18 protein-coding genes and 4 tRNA genes are annotated in these 21,296 nt (G+C 52.4%); 9 read left to right on the top strand and 13 right to left on the bottom strand.

Annotation, left to right across the window (positions count from 1 at the left end):
* Positions 1-109: 109 nt before the first annotated feature.
* Both JTA15_RS11320 and JTA15_RS11315 read right to left on the bottom strand, forming a co-directional pair.
* Positions 110-185: transfer RNA gene (locus tag JTA15_RS11320), tRNA-Val, on the bottom strand.
* A gap of 41 nt (positions 186-226) precedes the next feature.
* Positions 227-302 (bottom strand) — tRNA-Val (locus JTA15_RS11315).
* A 258-nt stretch (positions 303-560) separates the two neighbouring features.
* On the opposite strand from JTA15_RS11315, the gene gltX reads away from it, so the two are divergent.
* Complete coding sequence (gltX, locus tag JTA15_RS11310) at positions 561-1,976, top strand: glutamate--tRNA ligase (protein ID WP_078774675.1); 1,416 nt, start codon at positions 561-563, stop codon at positions 1,974-1,976.
* 44 nt (positions 1,977-2,020) lie between these two features.
* Here gltX and JTA15_RS11305 read toward each other — a convergent pair whose 3' ends face one another.
* Positions 2,021-2,413, bottom strand: coding sequence for a YfeC-like transcriptional regulator (locus JTA15_RS11305; RefSeq protein WP_014171073.1), 393 nt, complete (start codon positions 2,411-2,413; stop codon positions 2,021-2,023).
* A gap of 1 nt (position 2,414) precedes the next feature.
* Positions 2,415-2,777, bottom strand: coding sequence for a YfeC-like transcriptional regulator (locus tag JTA15_RS11300; protein ID WP_014171072.1), 363 nt, complete (start codon positions 2,775-2,777; stop codon positions 2,415-2,417).
* Between the two features lie 217 nt (positions 2,778-2,994).
* Here JTA15_RS11300 and JTA15_RS11295 point away from each other — a divergent pair.
* The 3 genes from JTA15_RS11295 to JTA15_RS11285 all read left to right on the top strand — a co-directional run bounded on the left by JTA15_RS11295 (position 2,995) and on the right by JTA15_RS11285 (position 5,591).
* Positions 2,995-3,070 (top strand) — tRNA-Ala (locus JTA15_RS11295).
* A gap of 42 nt (positions 3,071-3,112) precedes the next feature.
* Positions 3,113-3,188 (top strand) — tRNA-Ala (locus JTA15_RS11290).
* Between the two features lie 213 nt (positions 3,189-3,401).
* A complete protein-coding gene (locus JTA15_RS11285; RefSeq protein ID WP_025203504.1) occupies positions 3,402-5,591 on the top strand; it encodes an EAL domain-containing protein in 2,190 nt (729 codons plus the stop codon).
* A 44-nt stretch (positions 5,592-5,635) separates the two neighbouring features.
* On the opposite strand, the gene JTA15_RS11280 is transcribed toward JTA15_RS11285, so the two are convergent.
* Positions 5,636-6,823 (bottom strand): NupC/NupG family nucleoside CNT transporter, encoded by a 1,188-nt coding sequence (locus JTA15_RS11280; RefSeq protein WP_014171069.1) that lies wholly within the window; start codon positions 6,821-6,823, stop codon positions 5,636-5,638.
* Positions 6,824-7,173: 350 nt separating this feature from the next.
* Here JTA15_RS11280 and JTA15_RS11275 point away from each other — a divergent pair, with 350 nt between their 5' ends.
* Entirely contained in the window at positions 7,174-8,412 is a 1,239-nt protein-coding gene (locus tag JTA15_RS11275; protein ID WP_020883097.1) for an Nramp family divalent metal transporter, read from the top strand.
* A 75-nt stretch (positions 8,413-8,487) separates the two neighbouring features.
* Here the strand turns inward: JTA15_RS11275 and JTA15_RS11270 are convergent, their stop codons facing one another.
* Together JTA15_RS11270 and mgrA are read right to left on the bottom strand one after the other, a co-directional pair.
* Positions 8,488-8,835: a DUF2502 domain-containing protein gene (locus tag JTA15_RS11270; protein ID WP_014171067.1), complete on the bottom strand. Its 348-nt coding sequence runs from the start codon at positions 8,833-8,835 to the stop codon at positions 8,488-8,490.
* A 127-nt stretch (positions 8,836-8,962) separates the two neighbouring features.
* Positions 8,963-9,961: an L-glyceraldehyde 3-phosphate reductase gene (mgrA, locus tag JTA15_RS11265; RefSeq protein WP_014171066.1), complete on the bottom strand. Its 999-nt coding sequence runs from the start codon at positions 9,959-9,961 to the stop codon at positions 8,963-8,965.
* Positions 9,962-10,144: 183 nt separating this feature from the next.
* Between mgrA and ipdC the strand changes: the two genes are divergently transcribed.
* Positions 10,145-11,803, top strand: a complete 1,659-nt coding sequence (ipdC, locus tag JTA15_RS11260) for an indolepyruvate decarboxylase (RefSeq protein ID WP_040018082.1) — start codon at positions 10,145-10,147, stop codon at positions 11,801-11,803.
* Here ipdC and JTA15_RS11255 read toward each other — a convergent pair whose 3' ends face one another.
* Complete coding sequence (locus JTA15_RS11255) at positions 11,804-13,039, bottom strand: ion channel protein (protein WP_020883101.1); 1,236 nt, start codon at positions 13,037-13,039, stop codon at positions 11,804-11,806.
* A gap of 205 nt (positions 13,040-13,244) precedes the next feature.
* Here JTA15_RS11255 and glk point away from each other — a divergent pair, with 205 nt between their 5' ends.
* Positions 13,245-14,210 carry a glucokinase gene (gene glk, locus JTA15_RS11250; protein WP_020883102.1) on the top strand — a complete coding sequence of 322 codons (966 nt, stop codon included), beginning with the start codon at positions 13,245-13,247 and terminating at the stop codon, positions 14,208-14,210.
* A gap of 32 nt (positions 14,211-14,242) precedes the next feature.
* Here glk and JTA15_RS11245 read toward each other — a convergent pair whose 3' ends face one another.
* Both JTA15_RS11245 and JTA15_RS11240 read right to left on the bottom strand, forming a co-directional pair.
* Complete coding sequence (locus JTA15_RS11245; RefSeq protein WP_025203509.1) at positions 14,243-14,974, bottom strand: LytTR family DNA-binding domain-containing protein; 732 nt, start codon at positions 14,972-14,974, stop codon at positions 14,243-14,245.
* 13 nt (positions 14,975-14,987) lie between these two features.
* Positions 14,988-16,685: a sensor histidine kinase gene (locus JTA15_RS11240; protein WP_025203510.1), complete on the bottom strand. Its 1,698-nt coding sequence runs from the start codon at positions 16,683-16,685 to the stop codon at positions 14,988-14,990.
* Between the two features lie 386 nt (positions 16,686-17,071).
* On the opposite strand from JTA15_RS11240, the gene alaC reads away from it, so the two are divergent.
* A complete protein-coding gene (gene alaC / locus JTA15_RS11235; protein WP_014171059.1) occupies positions 17,072-18,310 on the top strand; it encodes an alanine transaminase in 1,239 nt (412 codons plus the stop codon).
* A 52-nt stretch (positions 18,311-18,362) separates the two neighbouring features.
* On the opposite strand, the gene ypdK is transcribed toward alaC, so the two are convergent.
* From ypdK to JTA15_RS11220, 3 genes are all read right to left on the bottom strand, one after another.
* Positions 18,363-18,434 (bottom strand): membrane protein YpdK, encoded by a 72-nt coding sequence (gene ypdK / locus JTA15_RS11230; protein WP_099458937.1) that lies wholly within the window; start codon positions 18,432-18,434, stop codon positions 18,363-18,365.
* A 354-nt stretch (positions 18,435-18,788) separates the two neighbouring features.
* Entirely contained in the window at positions 18,789-19,709 is a 921-nt protein-coding gene (gene lpxP / locus JTA15_RS11225) for a kdo(2)-lipid IV(A) palmitoleoyltransferase (RefSeq protein ID WP_025203512.1), read from the bottom strand.
* A gap of 283 nt (positions 19,710-19,992) precedes the next feature.
* On the bottom strand, positions 19,993-20,469 hold the full coding sequence (locus JTA15_RS11220) for a WbuC family cupin fold metalloprotein (RefSeq protein ID WP_032678645.1): 477 nt from the start codon (positions 20,467-20,469) through the stop codon (positions 19,993-19,995).
* Positions 20,470-20,642: 173 nt separating this feature from the next.
* Between JTA15_RS11220 and JTA15_RS11215 the strand changes: the two genes are divergently transcribed.
* The coding region (locus JTA15_RS11215) for a helix-turn-helix domain-containing protein (protein ID WP_219372298.1) at positions 20,643-21,296 on the top strand (654 nt) is incomplete at its 3' end.

The raw sequence follows: 21,296 nt of genomic DNA, 5'->3' as shown, positions 1-21,296 counted from the left end.
GATGACGGGCTCGAACCGCCGACCCCCTCCGTGTAAAGGAGATGCTCTACCAACTGAGCTAATCGCCCAATCTCAATACTTATCTACACTGCGAGTCTACTTAAGTAGATGGTGGGCGATGACGGGCTCGAACCGCCGACCCCCTCCGTGTAAAGGAGATGCTCTACCAACTGAGCTAATCGCCCAATCTCAATACTTATCTACACTGCGAGTCTACTTAAGTAGATGGTGGGTGATGACGGGCTCGAACCGCCGACCCCCTCCGTGTAAAGGAGATGCTCTACCAACTGAGCTAATCACCCCCGCTGTGTGGAGTCGCATTATAGGGAGAGTTGAAAATGAGTCAACGCATTTTCTAAAGTTTTTATTCGTTCGTCGTAAAATTAAACAAAACGATCGCGAAACGGGCGATGACGCATGATTTCTAAACAAAAATCGCAAACTCCCTCACGATAAAGGGATCAACATTGAGGAATCCCCCCACAGTGATAGAATATTGCCCATTGTTTTTTTCCCAGGATTTGCCGATTGCCGGCATCTTTATAACGTAAGGCCATTTCATGAAAATCAAAACTCGCTTCGCGCCGAGCCCGACAGGCTATCTGCACGTCGGTGGTGCACGTACCGCTCTCTATTCCTGGCTTTTTGCACGCCACAACAAAGGTGAGTTCGTACTGCGTATTGAAGACACCGATCTTGAGCGCTCCACGCCGGAAGCAATTGAAGCCATTATGGATGGTATGAACTGGCTGAATCTGGAGTGGGACGAAGGCCCGTATTTCCAGACCAAACGTTTTGACCGCTACAACGCCGTGATTGATGAGATGCTGGTCGCGGGTACAGCGTATAAATGCTATTGCTCCAAAGAACGCCTTGATGCGCTGCGTGAAGATCAGATGGCGAAGGGTGAAAAACCGCGTTATGACGGCCGCTGCCGCCATGACCATAGCGAGCATGCAGCTGATGAACCGTGCGTGGTGCGTTTTGCTAACCCGCAGGACGGCTCGGTAATTTTTGACGACCAGATCCGTGGCCCGATCGAATTCAGCAACCAGGAGCTGGACGATCTGATCATCCGCCGCACCGACGGTTCCCCAACCTATAACTTCTGCGTTGTGGTTGACGACTGGGATATGGAAATCACGCATGTTATCCGTGGCGAAGACCATATCAACAACACCCCACGTCAAATCAACATCCTGAAAGCGCTGAACGCCCCTGTTCCGGTCTATGCGCACGTGTCCATGATCAATGGCGACGACGGCAAAAAACTGTCTAAACGCCACGGTGCAGTCAGCGTCATGCAGTATCGCGACGACGGCTATCTGCCGGAAGCGCTTCTGAACTATCTGGTGCGTCTGGGCTGGTCCAGCGGCGATCAGGAGATCTTTAGCCGTGAAGAGATGATCAATCTGTTCTCTCTGGGCGCGGTGAGCAAATCTGCGAGCGCGTTTAACACTGATAAGCTGCTCTGGCTGAACCACCACTACATCAATACCATGCAGCCGGAATATGTGGCGACATACCTGCAGTGGCACATCGAGCAGGCAAATATTGATACTCGTACTGGCCCTGAACTGGCGGAACTGGTGAAACTGCTCGGCGAGCGTTGCAAAACACTGAAAGAGATCGCTGAAAGCTGCCGCTACTTCTATGAAGAGTTTGACGAGTTCGACGCGGACGCGGCGAAGAAGCACCTGCGTCCGGTTGCGCGTCAGCCACTCGAAGTGGTGCGTGACAAACTGGCGGCGATGACTGACTGGACTGCCGAGAATGTGCATCATGCCATTCAGGCGACGGCAGATGAGCTGGAAGTTGGTATGGGCAAAGTGGGTATGCCACTGCGTGTGGCAGTCACCGGTGTGGGTCAGTCTCCGGCACTCGATGTTACCGTTCATGCCATTGGTAAATCACGCAGCGTAGCGCGCATTAACAAGGCGCTGGATTTTATTACTGAGCGCGAAAATCAGCAGTAATAACGCCTGAACCATGAAAAACGGCAGGGAAACCTGCCGTTTTTTTATGCATTAAATTCAGCAATGCCGAGACGTGCAAGAAAGCCGCGTATCCCTTCACGCTTCAGTAACGCATCCAGACGTTCCTGCTCAAGGTGCGTCATATTCTCCAGCGTCTCGATGATCCCAGGACGCAAAGTAGAGGAGGGGTCACTGTACAACGATGTCACCTCCGCCAGATGGTACACCGCCTGACGGTTACGGACAGCAGGGAGGCTCATGATGTGCTCCTTCACGCGGGCATCAATGTGAATCAGCCGTGCACGTCCGCCTTTCACCCCATTGACGCCCTCGGTTTTCCATCCCTGCTGGCGTATCCAGCGGTTCACCGTTTGCCGTGCAACACCCAAATTTTCTGCCAGCTCTTCGGTGGTCATTTTGCTACGGAATCTTTTCATATCAGTTCTGATCGCGTATCCCTAAACGTTGCAACAATCCGGTAATCCCTTCCCGCAGTAACAGTGATGTCATCTGCCTTTGCTCTTCCGGCGTCATTTCATTTGCCAGCGTCAGGAGCAGGGAGTGAAGCGAGCCATCATGGCTGGCACTTTCTGGTATCTCAGACGTTTCACTTGCCCGGCGCGCGCTGCGGATAAACTCACGCACTTTTTCATTAACGTGCACCAGACGCGCTTTGCCGCCCTGGACTCCTGGTTTTGGCGATGTAATCCAACCCTCTTTGCGTACCCATTTATTGATGGTCTGGCGGCTATAGCCAGTGAGCAGGGCTAACTCTTCTGGCGTCATTCGTTCCTTGATCATGCAATTTCCTGAATATTCGTGGGGTTAATTAACGGCTCATTTTATAGCACCGTTTTAGAGGAAAATGTGACAGGCTTAACTCATGGCTGCGAGCAGACTCGCAAAGTGATTCATTTGCATGATTTTTCGGCGATTGAACCGCCGTCATTGATTTTGCCGTTGACACTCCGCAGCGGAATTCATATTATGCCGCCCGTCAACATGACAGCTTTACGATGGGGCTATAGCTCAGCTGGGAGAGCGCTTGCATGGCATGCAAGAGGTCAGCGGTTCGATCCCGCTTAGCTCCACCACACTCTGAACCCAACAGAGTGCGGTCAGTAAAGTCAACATGTGGGGCTATAGCTCAGCTGGGAGAGCGCTTGCATGGCATGCAAGAGGTCAGCGGTTCGATCCCGCTTAGCTCCACCAAAATTTGAACCCTCGTCGAAAGACGGGGGTTTTTTTATGCTTTTGTAAAACTCTTCACCCTAATTTGTTGCTGAAATAGAGGTATTTTTGTACCTCACCTCAATCAAAATCAATAAAGCGGTCTATAAATAGACTTCAACTTGATTCGCGCAATTAATAAACCTATTATCCATCCGGTCAATGATACGAATGGAAAATAGATTATCTAACTTAATGAATAGAAAAACTTACAATAATGTAAAGATATTTATAACTGCCCTGGCACTTTGCCTGGTTGCGGTGCCATTCTCCCGTTATATCTCTCCGCGCGCTGTTGTTAATGGTCATGACGTATATTTAGCATGGCTGCCTTTAAGCGTAATGCTGGCGGTTATTCTGGTATTTGGGCGTCGGGCGGTTATTCCTGTTCTGTTAAGTTTTACTATCACTAATATATTCAGCATTGATTTAGCACCGCTACAATATTCAGTTTTATTGTTCTGTCAGACGTTCTCGGTGTTTGCGGGGTGCGGCATCCTCAGGATCATACTGGGCAAGCGCTGGCGCTACTGCGTGCCGAACAAGCATATTGGGTTACGGATATTTTGGCTCGGCTTTATGGTACCGATAGGCATAAAAGTGTCGATGTACCTGGCAGGCTATTTGTTCCATTTCCCGGTTACTATCTCAACCTTCTTCGGTGAAGGTACCGCAATTTATAACGTAGTCGATATACAAAGTCTGATCTGCGCGGCGTTGATATTTACCATGATGTTCTATTACCCGTTAAGAATGATAATTAATCCACGTTATGCCATCACCTTCTGGCGACGCAGTGTGAAACCCGTGTTTTTTCAAAAGAAATCGCTATATATATTAGTCTGGCTGATGCTTTTAATCGTCATCCTCGCAATTTTATGTGCTCCTTTTGAGTCACCTATTATTGCGGGCTATTTAATGCCAGTGATTTTTATTCTCTTTACGTTAGGGATCAGTCGCCTGAGCTACGCGCTCATTTCTCTTTTCTGGGCGGCATCCGCACTTCTGCTGTTGACCTATAACTATAATTTCCTCAATGGCGTGGAGTCAGGCCATTCGCTCTCCTTTATTTTGTCTGTCCTTATCTCTTTCGCCATCTGCTTGCTCTACATGTCGCGGATTTATCAGCGCAGCGAGTGGCTGAAGCAGGACTGGCAGGACAGGGCGCTAACCGATCCGCTGACCGGTTTACCGAACATTCGTGCACTGGAAGATTTTCTGCAGGACCACCCTGATGCCAAAGTGTGCTGTCTGCGAATGGACAACCTCGAGTTCTTGAGTCGTCACTACGGCATTCTTATGCGGGTGCATTGCAAACGGATGGTGACCACCTCGCTGCAGCCATTTTTGCAAAAAGATGAGCGGCTTTTCCAGCTCCCGGGCAGCGAACTGGTGCTGGTATTGCTGGGGCCGGGAACCGCTGAGCGCCTGCAGCATATGGTCGATCAGCTGAACAGCCGTAAGATTGTCTGGAACAACACCGGGCTGGATATTGAATTTGGCGCTTCCTGGGGAATGGTTGAGAACGGTGAGAAGTTACACCACACGCTGGGGCAGCTCAGCTGGCTGGCTGAGCAATCTTGCGGAGCGCATAATGTACTGGCGCTCACCAATAGCCTCGAGGTGGCATCAGGACAAACAACCGAGCGGGTTTTGATGTTAGCGCGCATCAAACATGCTCTGGATGCAGGACAGTTTCATTTATACGCTCAGCCAATCCAGAAGGCAGATGGTAGCGGGTATTACGAAATACTGACGCGCATGGAAAGCGAGGGCGAGATCATCACCCCAGACCGCTTTATACCCCTGATAGCCCAGTTTAACCTGAGCCACCGCTTCGACATGTGCGTGATGGAAAAATTACTGGTGTGGCTGCGCGATCATCCAGCGACGCATGCCGGAGTGCGTTTTTCTGTCAATCTGATGCCCCTGACGTTGATGCAAAAAGAGGTGGCCATCGAGATTTGCTCGCTCTTTGAACGCTATGGGGTTGCACCACAGGCGGTGGTGATTGAGATCACCGAAGAGCAGGCTTTCTCTAATTCGGGCAGCAGTATCAAAAACATTCAGCAGTTGCGGGATTGCGGTTTCCGGATCGCGATTGATGATTTCGGCACCGGATATGCCAACTACGAACGTCTCAGACGTCTGCAGGCGGACATCATCAAAATTGACGGGTGCTTTGTAAAAGATATCTGTACCGATGATATGGATGCGATGATCGTGCAGTCGATTTGCAACCTGGCGAAGACGAAATCACTGAGTGTGGTGGCCGAGTATGTTGAAACGCCGGAACAGCGGGAGAAGCTGCTTCACTTCGGGGTCGACTATCTGCAGGGTTACCTGATTGGCAAACCCAAACCGCTTAATGAATTACGGACATAAAAAAACCGGGAGCTGAGCTCCCGGTTTTTATTTCGCTGCAGGTGTTACAGTACCAGTGCCGCAATAGAGGCAGACAGTACGCTCACCAGCGTAGAACCGTAAACCAGCTTCAGACCGAAGCGAGAAACCACGTTACCCTGTTCTTCATTCAGACCTTTAATCGCACCGGCGATAATACCGATGGAAGAGAAGTTAGCGAAGGAGACCAGGAACACGGACAGGATGCCTTCCGCGCGTGGAGAGAGCGTGCTGGCAATTTTCTGCAGATCCATCATCGCAACGAATTCGTTAGAGACCAGTTTAGTCGCCATGATACTGCCTACCTGCAGCGCTTCATGTGCAGGAACACCCATCACCCAGGCAACCGGGTAGAAAATGTAGCCCAGAATGCCCTGGAAGGAGATACCCAGAACCGCTGCGAACAGGGCGTTCAGAGCAGAAATCAGGGCAATAAAGCCGATCAGCATCGCCGCAACGATAATCGCCACTTTGAAACCAGCAAGAATGTACTCACCCAGCATTTCGAAGAAGCTCTGACCTTCATGCAGATTTGCCATCTGCAGGTTCTCTTCGCCTTCGTCAACACGGTACGGGTTGATCAGAGAGAGAACGATAAAGGTACTGAACATGTTCAAGACCAGCGCGGCAACCACGTATTTAGGTTCCAGCATCGTCATATACGCACCCACGATAGACATGGAGACGGTAGACATTGCGGTGGCTGCCATGGTGTACATGCGGTTGCGGGACATCTTACCGAGGATGTCTTTATAGGCGATGAAGTTCTCAGACTGACCCAGGATCAGGGAGCTGACGGCGTTGAACGATTCCAGTTTACCCATGCCGTTAACTTTAGAGAGTACGGTACCAATGGCGCGGATAACGACGGGCAGAACACGAATGTGTTGCAGAATACCGATCAGCGCAGAGATGAAGACGATAGGGCACAGTACCTTCAGGAAGAAGAACGCCAGACCTTCGTCGTTCATTTTACCGAAGACAAAGTTCGTCCCTTCGTTGGCGAATCCGAGCAGTTTTTCGAACATTTCGGAGAAGCCTTTTACGAAGCCAAGCCCCACGTTGGAGTTCAGGAAGAACCACGCGAGCAAAACTTCAATAACGAGAAGCTGAACAACAAAGCGGATGCGGATTTTTTTACGGTCATGGCTGACCAGTAACGCAAGCGCAGTAACGACAACGAGTGCCAGGACAAAATGAAGGACGCGGTCCATATTTGCTCCAAATATGAGGCAGGTTTAATTTTCGTGCACATTCTATGTAACAAGCGAAAAGAAAACGAGATCAAGGACACACTATAGTTACATCCTGTGACGAGTCTCAAAATTAGTGATCCACAATACATTTTTGTTATGTTAGGTAAATGAGTGAAAAGTTAAGTTTGTGTGCTAGTCTTCACAAAAGCGTGCGCGATTGCAGGTTTTGTTAGATCGCCCCACCTTACCCGCCCGTCTATTGTTCAAAGCTATCAGAGAAATCACTATAAACTCACTAAATGATCTTGATAATCATTCTCATTTTGATAGCATTAAACATAGCAAAGGCTATATTTCCAGAGGCAGAAATGACAAACAGTCGCGTAGAGGGTAGCAGTGGCAGAGCAGCGCGCAAGTTGCGGTTCGCGTTAATGGGACCTGCGTTCATTGCTGCCATCGGCTATATCGATCCAGGTAACTTTGCGACCAATATTCAGGCCGGGGCCAGCTTCGGCTATAAGCTGCTCTGGGTGGTCGTGTGGGCTAACCTGATGGCCATGTTGATTCAGATGCTGTCCGCGAAGCTGGGGATTGCCACGGGCAAAAACCTGGCTGAACAAATTCGCGATCACTATCCGCGTCCGGCGGTATGGCTTTACTGGGTTCAGGCGGAAATTATCGCCATGGCAACCGACCTCGCCGAATTCATCGGGGCCGCGATTGGTTTTAAACTGATCCTCGGCGTCTCGCTGCTTCAGGGCGCGGTGCTCACCGGGATTGCCACTTTCCTGATCCTGATGCTGCAGCGTCGCGGTCAAAAACCGCTGGAAAAAGTTATCGGTGGGCTGCTGCTGTTTGTGGCGGCGGCCTATATCGTCGAGCTGATTTTCTCTCAGCCGAATCTGGCACAGCTCAGCAAAGGGATGATTATCCCGAGCCTGCCAACCTCTGAAGCGGTATTCCTGGCCGCCGGTGTGCTGGGCGCAACCATCATGCCGCATGTCATTTACCTGCATTCCTCGCTGACACAGCACCTGCACGGTGGGACGCGCAAAGAGCGTTACTCTGCGACGAAATGGGATGTGGCGATCGCCATGACCATTGCCGGTTTTGTGAACCTGGCGATGATGGCGACCGCTGCCGCCGCTTTCCATTTTAACGGTCACACCGGTATTGCCGATCTCGACCAGGCATACCTTACGCTGGAGCCGTTACTGAGCCATGCTGCTGCCACGATATTCGGGCTGAGCCTGGTGGCGGCCGGTCTCTCGTCAACGGTTGTGGGGACGCTGGCAGGGCAGGTGGTGATGCAGGGCTTTGTCCGTTTCCACATTCCGCTTTGGGTTCGTCGCTCCGTGACCATGCTGCCCTCCTTTGTTGTGATTCTGATGGGGCTGGATCCCACGAGAATTCTGGTCATGAGCCAGGTACTGCTGAGTTTTGGTATCGCGCTTGCACTGGTGCCGCTGCTGATCTTTACCAGTGACAAAAGCCTGATGGGCGAACTGGTGAACAGCACGCTGGTGAAACGAACCGGTTGGGTCATTGTGGCGGTAGTGGTGTCGTTGAACCTGTGGCTCCTGGTCGGCACTGCACTGGGGTTATAGCGTCGCGTTGAACGAAAGAAAAAGGAGCCGTGAGGCTCCTTTTTGCATTACTGATGATGCATTAGTGATGACGTATTAGTGATGATGGCCGTGACCACCGTGTCCTCTGCCACCGTGACCCCAGCCACCGCGGCGGTCGTCACGATCGTTCCAGCCTTCACGGTAACCACGCTCATAGGCGTTGTTTTTGTACCAGCCGCGATGCAGGCCATTATCATGTCTGCGCCAGCGGTCGCCGCGCCACTCATAGTGACGGTTCCAGTAATCACGGTCGCGCCAGTAGCCACCGTCCCAGTATCTGCCGTAGTCGTCACGATCGCCAATTTGTAATTTAACTGATGGCAACAGGGTGATTTCGCCCGCAGTGGCGATCAGCGGGGCCGAAGCCAGTAATACCGCTGCAAGAATCAGTGACCTGAACATACACTTTCTCCTTCACGATCGGGGCCTTTGTAGGGCCTGTTAACGCAATATTACGAGTTGGTAAAGGCTCGTTTCATCGCCTCAACTCCTAATTCATGAATGAGAGCACTTTTTGCTAAAAGTGATTTTATTTTGAGCTGTTCAGGATCCCATCAATGATTGCCAGTTCTTCCGCCGAGAAATGGCGGTTTTCCAGCATTGCCACGGCATCGTCAATCTGGGCAGTTTTACTGGCCCCAATCAGCACTGACGTTACCGACTCGTGGCGTAAAATCCACGCCAGCGCCATCTGTGACAGTTTCTGGCCGCGGTTTTCCGCCAGCGCGTTCAGTTGACGAACCTTCTCCAGCTTCTCTTCGGTGATCTGATCGGGATTAAGGAACTTACTGCCGCTTGCCGCACGCGAGTCTGCAGGAATACCGTTCAGGTAGCGGTTAGTCAGCTGTCCCCCCGCCAGCGGCGAGAAGGGAATGCAGCCGACGCCTTTTTCCTGCAGCACGTCCAGCAGGCCTTCCTCTGGCGCACGTTCAAACATCGAATATTTCGGCTGGTGGATCAGACACGGCGTCCCAAGGTCATTCAGGATATCGATAGCCTTGCGAGCCTGTTCTGCAGGGTAATTTGATAACCCGACGTAAAGGGCTTTTCCCTGGCGCACCACATGGTCAAGCGCTTTCATGGTTTCCAGCAGTGGCGTTTGTGGGTCAGGACGGTGATGATAAAAGATATCCACATATTCCAGCCCCATACGCTTCAGGCTTTGATCCAGGCTGGCAACCAGATATTTGCGTGACCCCCAGTCGCCGTAGGGGCCATCCCACATGGTATAACCCGCTTTGGTCGAGATGATCAGCTCGTCGCGCCATGGCAGGAAATCTTCCTGCAAAATGCGACCGAAGTTACGTTCGGCTGAGCCGGGAGGAGGACCGTAATTATTGGCAAGGTCGAAATGCGTAATACCCAGATCGAACGCGCGTTGTAAAAGTTGACGGCTGTTTTCGACAAGCGTGGCGTCGCCAAAATTGTGCCACAACCCGAGTGAGATGGCGGGCAACCTGAGTCCGCTTTGCCCGCAGCGGCGATACTGCATTGTCTGATAACGATTTTTGTCCGGCTGGTAACTCATTCTGATGCCCTCTGGTGCTGAAAGGAAAAATCAGTGTATACGTTTACATTAACGTGAAAAAAAGAGCATAGCGCAGCCTTTTTTGTAAAGCATTCTTTCCATGCCCTTCTTACGACCAATTCTGGACAGCCATCACGCTTCTTTAATACTCAAAGTGAGGTCAACGTCAGAAGGACACCTGTTATGCGAACCCCATACTGCGTCGCCGATTACCTGCTGGACCGTCTTACAGATTGTGGTGCCGATCATCTGTTTGGCGTGCCGGGCGACTATAACCTGCAGTTTCTCGACCACGTAATAGACAGCCCGGATATTTGTTGGGTGGGCTGTGCCAATGAGCTGAACGCATCCTATGCCGCTGACGGATACGCCCGATGTAAGGGCTTTGCCGCGCTGCTGACCACATTCGGCGTTGGGGAGTTAAGTGCCATGAACGGCATTGCCGGCAGCTATGCCGAGCATGTCCCGGTTTTACATATTGTGGGGGCGCCGGGTACGGCGGCACAGCAAAGGGGAGAGTTGCTGCATCATACGTTGGGGGATGGGGAGTTCCGTCACTTTTATCATATGAGCGAGCCGATCACCGTCGCACAGGCGGTCCTTACCGAACAAAATGCCTGTTATGAAATCGACCGTGTGCTGACAACCATGCTTCGGGAACGTCGCCCCGGTTATCTGATGTTACCCGCCGATGTGGCAAAAAAAGCCGCCACGCCGCCTGTAAACGCTCTCACTCATAAGCAGGCTCATGCCGATAGCGCCTGCCTGAAAGCGTTCCGGGATGCTGCTGAGAACAAACTGGCGATGAGCAAACGTACCGCGCTGCTGGCTGACTTCCTTGTTCTGCGCCATGGCCTGAAGCATGCGCTACAGAAGTGGGTGAAAGAGGTACCGATGGCCCATGCCACCATGCTGATGGGGAAAGGGATATTCGACGAGCGTCAGGCGGGTTTTTACGGTACATACAGTGGTTCAGCCAGCACCGGTGCGGTAAAAGAGGCGATTGAAGGGGCTGACACGGTATTGTGTGTTGGCACGCGTTTTACCGATACCCTGACGGCCGGGTTCACGCACCAGCTTACCCCGGCGCAAACCATTGAAGTCCAGCCGCATGCCGCACGCGTCGGGGATGTCTGGTTTACCGGCATCCCAATGAACCAGGCGATTGAGACGCTGGTCGAACTCTGCAAACAGCACGTGCATGCTGGCCTTATGTCGTCATCATCCGGCGCAATACCGTTCCCGCAGCCGGACGGTTCGCTTACCCAGGAGAATTTCTGGAGAACGTTGCAAACCTTTATTCGCCCGGGGGACATTATCCTTGCCGACCAGGGAACATCGGCCTTCGGCGCGATTGATTTGCGTTTACCGGCTGATGTTAACTTTATCGTCCAGCCGCTGTGGGGCTCGATTGGTTACACGCTGGCGGCGGCGTTTGGTGCACAAACCGCATGCCCGAACCGGCGCGTGATTGTGCTGACGGGGGATGGCGCGGCCCAGCTCACCATTCAGGAACTAGGCTCGATGCTGCGTGATAAACAGCACCCCATTATTCTGGTGCTCAACAACGAAGGTTACACGGTTGAGAGGGCTATCCACGGGGCGGAGCAGCGGTATAACGACATTGCTTTGTGGAACTGGACGCACATTCCGCAGGCGTTGAGCCTCGATCCTCAGTCTGAGTGCTGGCGGGTCAGTGAAGCGGAACAGCTGGCGGACGTACTTGAAAAAGTGGCGCACCACGAGCGGCTCTCGTTGATTGAGGTGATGCTCCCGAAAGCGGATATCCCGCCGCTGCTCGGGGCGCTTACCAAGGCTCTGGAAGCGCGTAATAACGCCTGATTACTTGTCGTTTCGCCAGGCCATCATCATCGGTTTGCCCGCCAGCAGGAGCCAGGCGGGCAACATCACGATACAGAGCAGGGGGAAGAGCGTTGAATCCGGCACCACTACCGCCGCCATAAACAGGCTCAGCCACGCATCGCGCGTCACCACCAGCACCAGCCCCAGAATTGAGCAAGAGACCGTTATCGCTGCCGGCACCGCATCCACATGTTCATGCAGCATCAGCCCCAACGCCACGCCGATAAACACCGCCGGGAAGATACGCCCACCGCGGAACCCACATGCTGCAGCTACCACCAGCGCCGCCAGTTTAACCAGCGCAAACAGCAGGTAATCAGACACGCTGAACACCTGGCTGAAAGCCAACTGCTGCATTTCATCAAGGCCTTTAAACAGCGTTACCGTTCCGCCGATAGCCCCTAATACGCCCAGCATCAGACCACCCGCCCCCAGAATCAGCACCGGGTGCTTCAGCCGGTGCATCAGACGGTGCAGGCGCGGAAGGCACCATACCGCAATCATCCCGAGTGCAATGGCGATCGCGACGACGATGGCACCGCTGAAAATATCGGCAATATGCATCTGGCCGTAGTGGGGCAGAGAGAGTGAGAAATGAGGATGGAAAAACAGACTGGTCGTGAGCGCACCAGCCGCAGCGGCCATCAGCGGCGCAAAGAGTTTATCCCAGAGCGGGACGTCGTTATTGCTGGTAAGTGTCTGAGAAAAAATAAGGGCGGCGGCAACGGGCGTGCCGAAAAGCGCCCCGATGGTGCCTGCAGAGGCGAGGATGGTCCAGTCCAGCGCACCGACACGGGGTAAAATGCGCGAACCGAGAAAGACCGCCATACCAATGTTTACCGCCATGATGGGGTGTTCAGGACCAAGGCTGACACCGCCCGCCAGACCCAGGATCAACGCGATAATCAGCCCCGGCAGCGCCGAGGGGGGAACGGGCGCACCGATCAGTGGTTCAAGCGCCGGATCCGGCCCGGCGTGCCCGGGGCTAAAGCGGATCACCAGACCCACCGCAACGCCGGTGAGCGTCAGCATCAACATGATCCATCCCGGCGAATCCACGCTGACGCCCAGTTGTGCAGGAAGCGCCGTCCATAACATCGCCTGCAACACCGACGCGACTTTCATCACGACAATGAGCACCAGACTTGAGGCAACGCCAATGATCAGCGCCGGTATTGCCAGTAAGAGCATGGTTCTGGCTCGCGGATGGAGCATGATGATTTCCTTGTACAAAACGCTATTACGTTACTTTGCACAATCAGCTTTATGGCAATAGTGCAAAAGGTGCTGAAACGGTAAAGTTATTCTGTGACGAAGATCGATAATCCACGGGCATTCACCTTCCGGTCGTTGTTGTTATCACGCCTTGAACTTACAGTGTCCCAAAGATTTATTCTGACTTTAGCGGAGCAGTAGAAGAATGACAAAGTATGCTTTGGTAGGCGATGTGGGCGGCACGAATGCTCGCCTTGCCCTATGCGATGTAAATAGCGGTGAAATTTCCCGGGCGAAAACCTATTCAGGGCTGGATTATCCAAGTCTTGAGGCCGTTGTTCGGGTCTATCTTGAAGAGCAACAGGTGAGCATCGAAGACGGATGTATCGCCATTGCCTGCCCGATTACCGGTGACTGGGTGGCGATGACCAACCATGTCTGGGCATTTTCCATCGCTGAGATGAAAAAAAACCTTGGTTTTGCGCATCTTGAAATCATCAATGACTTTACTGCCGTGTCCATGGCGATCCCGATGCTGAAGCCAGAGCATCTGATTCAATTTGGCGGTACAGCGCCAGTAGAAGGTAAGCCGATTGCGGTCTACGGTGCCGGTACCGGTCTTGGCGTTTCACATCTGGTCCACGTCGACCAGCGCTGGGTAAGCCTGCCGGGTGAGGGCGGTCACGTGGACTTTGCGCCCAACAGCGAAGAAGAGGGCATTATCCTCGAAGAGCTGCGCGCTGAAATCGGCCATGTCTCCGCCGAGCGCGTGCTTTCCGGTCCGGGTCTGGTGAATCTGTACCGGGCGATTGTAAAATCAGACGGCCGTCTGCCGGAGAATCTGCAGCCAAAAGATGTGACCGAGCGCGCGCTGGCGGACAGCTGCATCGACTGTCGCCGTGCGCTGTCGCTGTTCTGTGTGATCATGGGACGGTTTGGCGGCAACCTGGCGCTGACGCTGGGCACCTTCGGGGGAGTCTATATCGCGGGCGGGATCGTACCGCGTTTCCTCGACTTCTTTACAGCCTCAGGCTTCCGCGGTGCGTTTGAAGACAAAGGTCGCTTCAGAAGCTATGTGCAGGACATCCCTGTGTACCTGATTGTGCACGATAATCCAGGCCTGCTTGGCTCGGGCGCGCACCTGCGTCAGGTACTGGGTCAAATCCTCTGACGACTATCCCTCTCCTGCGGGAGAGGGGATTTTTACAGATGCATCAGCTGGCGGAACTCTTTCACCTTGCTGCGACTCACCGGGACCTGAAAATCAAGATCCTTCAGACGCAAAATATAGGTGTTGTTAAACCACGGTTCGATCTCGCGGATCTTGTTTAGATTGACGCAAAACGAACGGTGACAGCGGAAAAAGTGCGCCGCCGGCAGTTTGTTGCAAAACTCGGTGATGTTCATTGCCATCACGTACGATTCACGCCGTGTATAGACAAACGTCATCTTCTCGTGCGCTTCGGCATAGTAGATATCGTCGATAGGCGTCACGATGATGCGTTCATCCTTGACCAGGTTTATGGTGTCGTTTTCACGTATCGCCGGGCTTGCGTTAGCAGGCGTGGCCTGTTGTTGCCATGCGGCTTCCAGCTTTTGCAGCATGCTGACAATACGCGATTCCTGGTAAGGCTTCAGAATATAGTCAAACGCTTCCAGTTCGAAGGCTTCTACGGCGTGCTCTTTCCAGGCGGTAACGAAAACAATAAACGGCTTATGAGCAAACTGATTAATATTTTGCGCCAGTAATACACCGTCCAGCGATGGAATGTTGATATCCAGAAAAATGGCGTCGACCCGGTTATGCTGCAAGAACTTGAGCACGTCCAGACCATCCTCAAAGGTACCCACAATCTCCATCTGGCTGTGCGTTTTGATAAGCCAGCTCAGCTCCTGTTGAGCCAGAATTTCATCTTCCACGATGATGACTTTCATTGATTACTCCGGCCTATGGCAACAGTGATGTCGCCGCATGAACGGGGGAGCGTTCATTCGGGACGTAAAAAGCAATTTCGGTGCCGGGTTCGAGACGGTGAATGTGCAGTCCGTCGCCGAACAACAGCTTGACCCGATGGTGCACGTTCAGCAGTCCAATTTTATTGCCCGGCATTTCGTTAGACTCCACGCGCTCAATGACTTTTGGATCAATACCGTGGCCGGTATCGCGCACGGCAATGCGCACGCGGTTACCGCTTTCGGTTACGCTGATGGTGACCACGCCTTTACCTTTACACGGCTGAATGCCGTGAACAATCGCGTTTTCCACCAGCGGCTGGATCAGCAGGCTTGGGATCACACAGTTGACCTCTTCATCGATATCGTAAATCACCGTGAGCTTGTCACCAAAACGGGCCTGCTCAATCGCGATATAGTCCTTGATCTGATACAGCTCTTTTTTGATGTCGATCTGCTCATCATCGTTCAGTTCAATGTTGTAGCGCAGGTAGCGCGACAGATTGAATATAAGCTGACGCGCGGTGTCCGGATTCATCCGGATGGAGGACGAGATGGCGTTCAGCGCGTTAAACAGAAAATGAGGATTGATTTTGCTCTGAAGCGCGCGCAGTTCTGCCTTATTTGCCATCTCGCGCAGCTGTTCTGCACGGGAAACTTCCAGCTGGGTAGAGATAATTTGCGACAGGCCGATGGCCATCTCCTGAAGCGTGGAGGTGATCTGGTGCGCGTGGCAGTAGTAGATTTTTAGTGTGCCCGTTACCACGCCTTTTTCCCACAGCGGAATCACCAGCATGGAGTGGATTTCCGGCGTTCGGTGAGCTTCATCATTGTTCTTAATGATGATTTTACCGTAGTTGATCGCCTGTCGGGTGGTGGGGCTAATGGTATCGTCATTATCGCGGTAATTGTGTTCCCCGACGCCGACGTAAGCCAGTACGTGGTCGTTATTGGTAATGGCGACCGCATCGGCATGAATATCGCGGCGGATTATATCGCAGACCTGACGTAACGACTCCGCGTTCACATGGCGGAAGAGTGGCAGCGTTTTGTTGGCGATATCCAGCGCAAGCTTGGCCTGACGCGCGGCACTGGCCTCTTTTTCTCCCTCAACGCTTTGTACCAGCAGCACGATAAAACCGATGCAGACGCTGCCGAGGATCATGGGAATACCGATTTTCGAAACGATATCCAGCCCCAGTGCGATAGTGGGGGCCCACACCACCACCAGGATCATGGTCAGCGTTTCGCACACCATGCCGGCGATGATCCCGGCGCGCCAGCGCTGCTTTTTCGGGATCTTGCGGTTAATCCATCCTGACAGTACCCCGGCAATAATACTGGTAATAAAACAGGGAATTGCCGTCACGCCACCGATATCAATCAGGTAACGGTGCGTACCGGCAATCAGTCCGGTGATGACGCCGACCCACGGGCCAAACAAAATCCCGCCGGACATGACGGCAATGATACGCACGTTAACCAGCGATCCCTCGACCGGCACGCCGGACCAGGTGCTGAACAACGCGAACAGCGAGAAGATCGCGGTGACGGCCAGCAGCTCTTTTGGCGAGTGCGCAGACTTGTGCAAAAGCTCGCGGAACAGGCGAATGCGGATGAGGAAAAACAGGCAAATCAGCATTAATGCCGCACGGTCAAAAACCGCCAGCAGCATATTGAATATTTCGTGCACGAGTAGACCAGGGAAAACGGGAAAGGACCATGATAAAAAACCTGGCGCGTATTGACCAGCTATCCGTCAGGTTTATCAAATGGGGAAAAACCCTGTTTTGCAAAGGGGATTATCAGGAGAGGGCTGAAGTCGCCCGATTTTTTTGTGATAACGCCTGAGCAGGTAACGGTTTTGATATCATCGTGTTACACAACAGATATCAGAAAGAGGCTGTCACTTCGGACGCTTCCGCTTTTCAATGCAGCAGGGTTCCGATTTTAGCGCGCACTCTTTTTTTTCATTTCCCTCTCGACAGCATGATTTTTTTCAGGTTATTTTCTAAACATGCCACATCGGTGGCAGCGTCGCTCGGACGGTCCGGGCGCTAACGTTAATCTGAGGAATCTATGGCTGAATTCAGTCCTGAACGCCGTTTTACGCGTATCGATCGTCTCCCCCCTTATGTATTCAACATCACTGCTGAACTGAAAATGGCTGCGCGTCGGCGCGGCGAAGATATTATTGATTTCAGCATGGGTAACCCTGACGGCCCAACACCGCCGCATATTGTTGAGAAATTATGTACGGTTGCTCAGCGTCCGGATACGCACGGCTACTCTACCTCTCGCGGTATTCCTCGATTACGTCGTGCAATTTCTCGCTGGTATCAGGATCGCTACCAGGTCGATATCGACCCTGAAAGCGAGGCGATTGTCACCATCGGCTCAAAAGAGGGTCTGGCGCACCTGATGCTGGCGACTCTGGATCATGGTGATACCGTACTGGTACCCAATCCGAGCTACCCGATTCACATCTATGGCGCAGTGATTGCCGGAGCGCAGGTTCGCTCCGTACCACTGGTGGAAGGGGTCGATTTCTTTAACGAACTGGAACGTGCGATTCGCGAAAGCTATCCGAAACCTAAGATGATGATCCTCGGTTTTCCGTCGAACCCGACGGCGCAGTGCGTAGAGCTCGATTTCTTTGAAAAAGTGGTCGCCCTGGCCAAACGTTACGACGTGCTGGTGGTGCATGATTTAGCCTATGCCGATATTGTCTATGACGGCTGGAAAGCCCCTTCGATTATGCAAGTTCCTGGCGCACGCGATGTGGCGGTTGAGTTCTTTACGCTGTCGAAAAGCTACAACATGGCTGGCTGGCGCATCGGCTTTATGGTGGGCAACAAGACGCTGGTGAATGCCCTGGCGCGCATCAAGAGTTATCACGACTACGGTACCTTTACCCCGCTTCAGGTCGCGGCTATTGCAGCACTTGAAGGCGATCAGCAGTGTGTGCATGAGATTGCTGCGCAGTATAAGCGTCGCCGTGATGTGCTGGTCAAAGGGTTGCATGAAGCGGGCTGGATGGTGGACATGCCGAAAGCGTCCATGTACGTCTGGGCTAAAATTCCGGAGCCGTATGCGGCAATGGGATCGCTGGAGTTTGCCAAAAAGCTGCTGCAGGACGCGAAGGTATGTGTCTCGCCGGGCATTGGCTTTGGTGATTATGGCGACACCCATGTGCGATTCGCTCTGATTGAAAACAGTGACCGCATCCGCCAGGCGGTGAGGGGCATCAAGAGTATGTTCCGCGCCGACGGACTTCTCTCATCGAAAAGCGTCACCGAACCTCACGCGTCATCATGACATAAAAAAACAGGAGCCATCGGCTCCTGTTTTTTTGACTGCATGTTCTTCACTAGATCATCAGGGCAAACGTTCCGGCCCAGACTAAAACAATCACCGAAATGCCCATAAAGAAATATTTCACGTTTCATCGCTCCGCGTATCTTGTGGTACGCATTTAAAAACAGAGTCCACCTGATTATAGAGAGCTGAAGTTGGCTTATAGCGGAAATAAGATTTTTCCCGTAATACCGCCGACTCCCGCTCAGAATTCTGTGCTTTCCTGTTGCCAGACGGCGCTAATGTACGCCTAAAAATGGGGGGTGACAAGAGGGATTTTTTTAAATAATTTCCGTCACTTACGAGTGTCGTGGAACGGCGACAGTTTGATTTCAGAACGCAATAAATTCACTTTGAGCGACGCAAAGAAAGACAGTACACAGCGTGATTACAGGTCATTGAAAAGGTTAGTTTCTTAACGAAACTAACCTTCTGGAATTTAGATATACAGCGAGGCTTCGCCAAGAGGGCGTGTTTTGAAACGGCGATGCATCCAGAGATATTGCTCAGGCGCACGCATGATTTCCATTTCGATAACTTTATTGATGAACGTAGCGGCTTCGCCTTCGTTTTCCGGATAGTTAGCCATCTCAGGGGAGATATGCAGGCGATAGCCTGATTTATCCGCTTTTCTGACCATCGTGACGGTCAACATGGAGGCACCGGAAAGACGTGAAATCACAAAGGTACCATTGGTCGTGGCGACATCTTTCACCGCAAAGAACGGAGCGAAGCTACTGCCTTTACGGCCATAATCCTGGTCCGGTGCGAACCAGACGGCCTCACCTTTTTTCAGTGCGCCAACCATGCCGCGCAGGTTGTTACGGCTTATCATCGCCTTATTCGAGCGCATACGACCACGTGTCTGCACCCATTCCATCACGGCGCTGTTGTGCGGACGGTAGGTTGCCATCATCGGCTGGCAAAGCCCCATGACGCGACCCCCCAGTTCCAGAGACATAAAGTGAACGCCGACCACCATCACGCCGCGGTTTTGCAACTGGGCACGTTTCAGGTTATCCAGGCCTTCCACATCAAACCATTTACGAACACGTTCATCAGACCAGAACCATGCCATACCGGTTTCAAGCAGAGCCATGCCGATAGATTTAAAGTTTTCAGCAATCAGTTTTTCGCGCTGTTCCGCATTGTACTGTGGAAAGCAAAGTTCGAGATTTTTACGCGCAATAGACTCACGACGTTTAAGGAAGTGGCGCGATGCGCTGCCAAGCCTGGAGCCCAGAATGCGGATTACGGGATAAGGAAGCTGAACCAGTAACCAGAGCACGCCAAGACCAAACCATGTGAACCAGTAACGCGGGTGCAGAAACGCGCGTTTGAATTTGGATTGTGACAAAATAATGGGAACCTATATAAAGTCGGTGAAAGTCACGCATTGCGTAACCACGTACCTGTTAGACCGTAGTACAAGGTCATGGTTGCAGGCTTTACCGATCTTTACGGCGTTGCCTGGCCATTGCTGACGTTGGGTGGGCGGTATAATGTAGCACCCTTTATACGGTATGTGCTATTACTCGTGCTTGATTAAAAAAGCGGCAATTCGAAAGGTCTTTGATTTTTCTGTTTTTATAAACCAGAACAGATGCGCGACGGCATCTGTTTGGATATTTTGAAAGCAGTCGTTATGCTTTCCAGGCCGCATCGCCAGGCTGTACCTGTTTATACCATGCCATCAGCGCGGCTGTATCGGGCTCTCCCTCGGCGGGGGCCCAGGTAACGAAATCCTCATCAGCCACCGGTTGATAGCCACCGTGTTTAACTTCAAAAATAACGCCGCCATGATCCAGTGACAGCACGGCATGCCAGGTTCCCGCCTCCATCTCCAGCGCCATACACGCTTCACCTAATACGACGCGACGGGTGACGACGCCCTGGTCGTCAAAATTCAGCACGACAAAACGCCCGCGAAGGGGAAGTAATAGCTCAAAGGTATGCGGATGACGATGAGGGCGAACATAGGTGCCTGGTTCCATCGCGATGGCCAGCCGCTGAACCGGGTCGCTCAGTTCAGGATGAAAGTTACGATGTGCGCGTAAACGCGGGGCGTTAGCCGCCGCTTCACTTTGTTGCTTCAAATCGGAGAGCGTGATTTGTTTCATGGTGGTTGCCTAAAGAGAAGAGGGCCTGTGGAGCAAAGCAGTGGAATTGTAATACGGAATAACATAACCCGTATAAATGAGGGTTCAATCACTGCACATCACCTCTGGAGCATAATAACCTGTGCTGCTAAATTCTCTTTAGCGGCTAAAACGTGACTGACAGGGAAAAGCGGGTGACAGAGCAAATCGATTATCAGATTGAAAAATACAGATTTACCGAGGCGAATGAACCTCCGCGTCTTACCCGTCAGTGGGCCGACGTTTTAAGCGAGTGCAAGGCGATCCAGGCCGGGGCCGAGGCGCGTCTGCGTATTGCCCTGATCAATGTCGATTACGTTACCAGCTTTGAGCTGCCTTTCCGCCTGCTGCTCGTGCGGACACCTCAGTTAATTGCCGGGTTGCGTGATGAACTGCAGCTCAGCCAGAAGAATGTCATTTTTAACGGGAAGCGGTTTGGCTGTGTCTGGAGCGTGAAGTCCGATTTGAGCGGTGTACCTGACGTTTTTCAATATCATCTGTCCACACGTATACGGCGAACGGAAGCGACACAATTGACCGCGGAACCTTTTCTGCAGATAGCCAAAGAAATTAAGCCCCCCACGGAACGTCTGAAGCGTGCTCTGTTAAGTGGTCTGGAGGTAACCGCGCTTGATGCGCTGTTCTGGTTTGGGATCCAGCGGATTGCTGCTGAGGTGTCGCGTCTGAGAAAGGCCGGAATGAGAATTATCACTGCGGAAAAACAGGTATTTGATAATCTTACCGGAACCACTCGCCTTGTGCCGGTGTATCGGCGCGCCGATGAGAGCATGGTGTCCCCTGCAGGAATG

Source organism: Enterobacter sp. BIDMC 29 (assembly GCF_019378755.1).
Lineage (GTDB): Bacteria > Pseudomonadota > Gammaproteobacteria > Enterobacterales > Enterobacteriaceae > Enterobacter > Enterobacter ludwigii.
The sequence above is the reverse complement of the archived record's forward strand: the minus strand, read 5'-3'. Positions and strand labels throughout refer to the sequence as shown.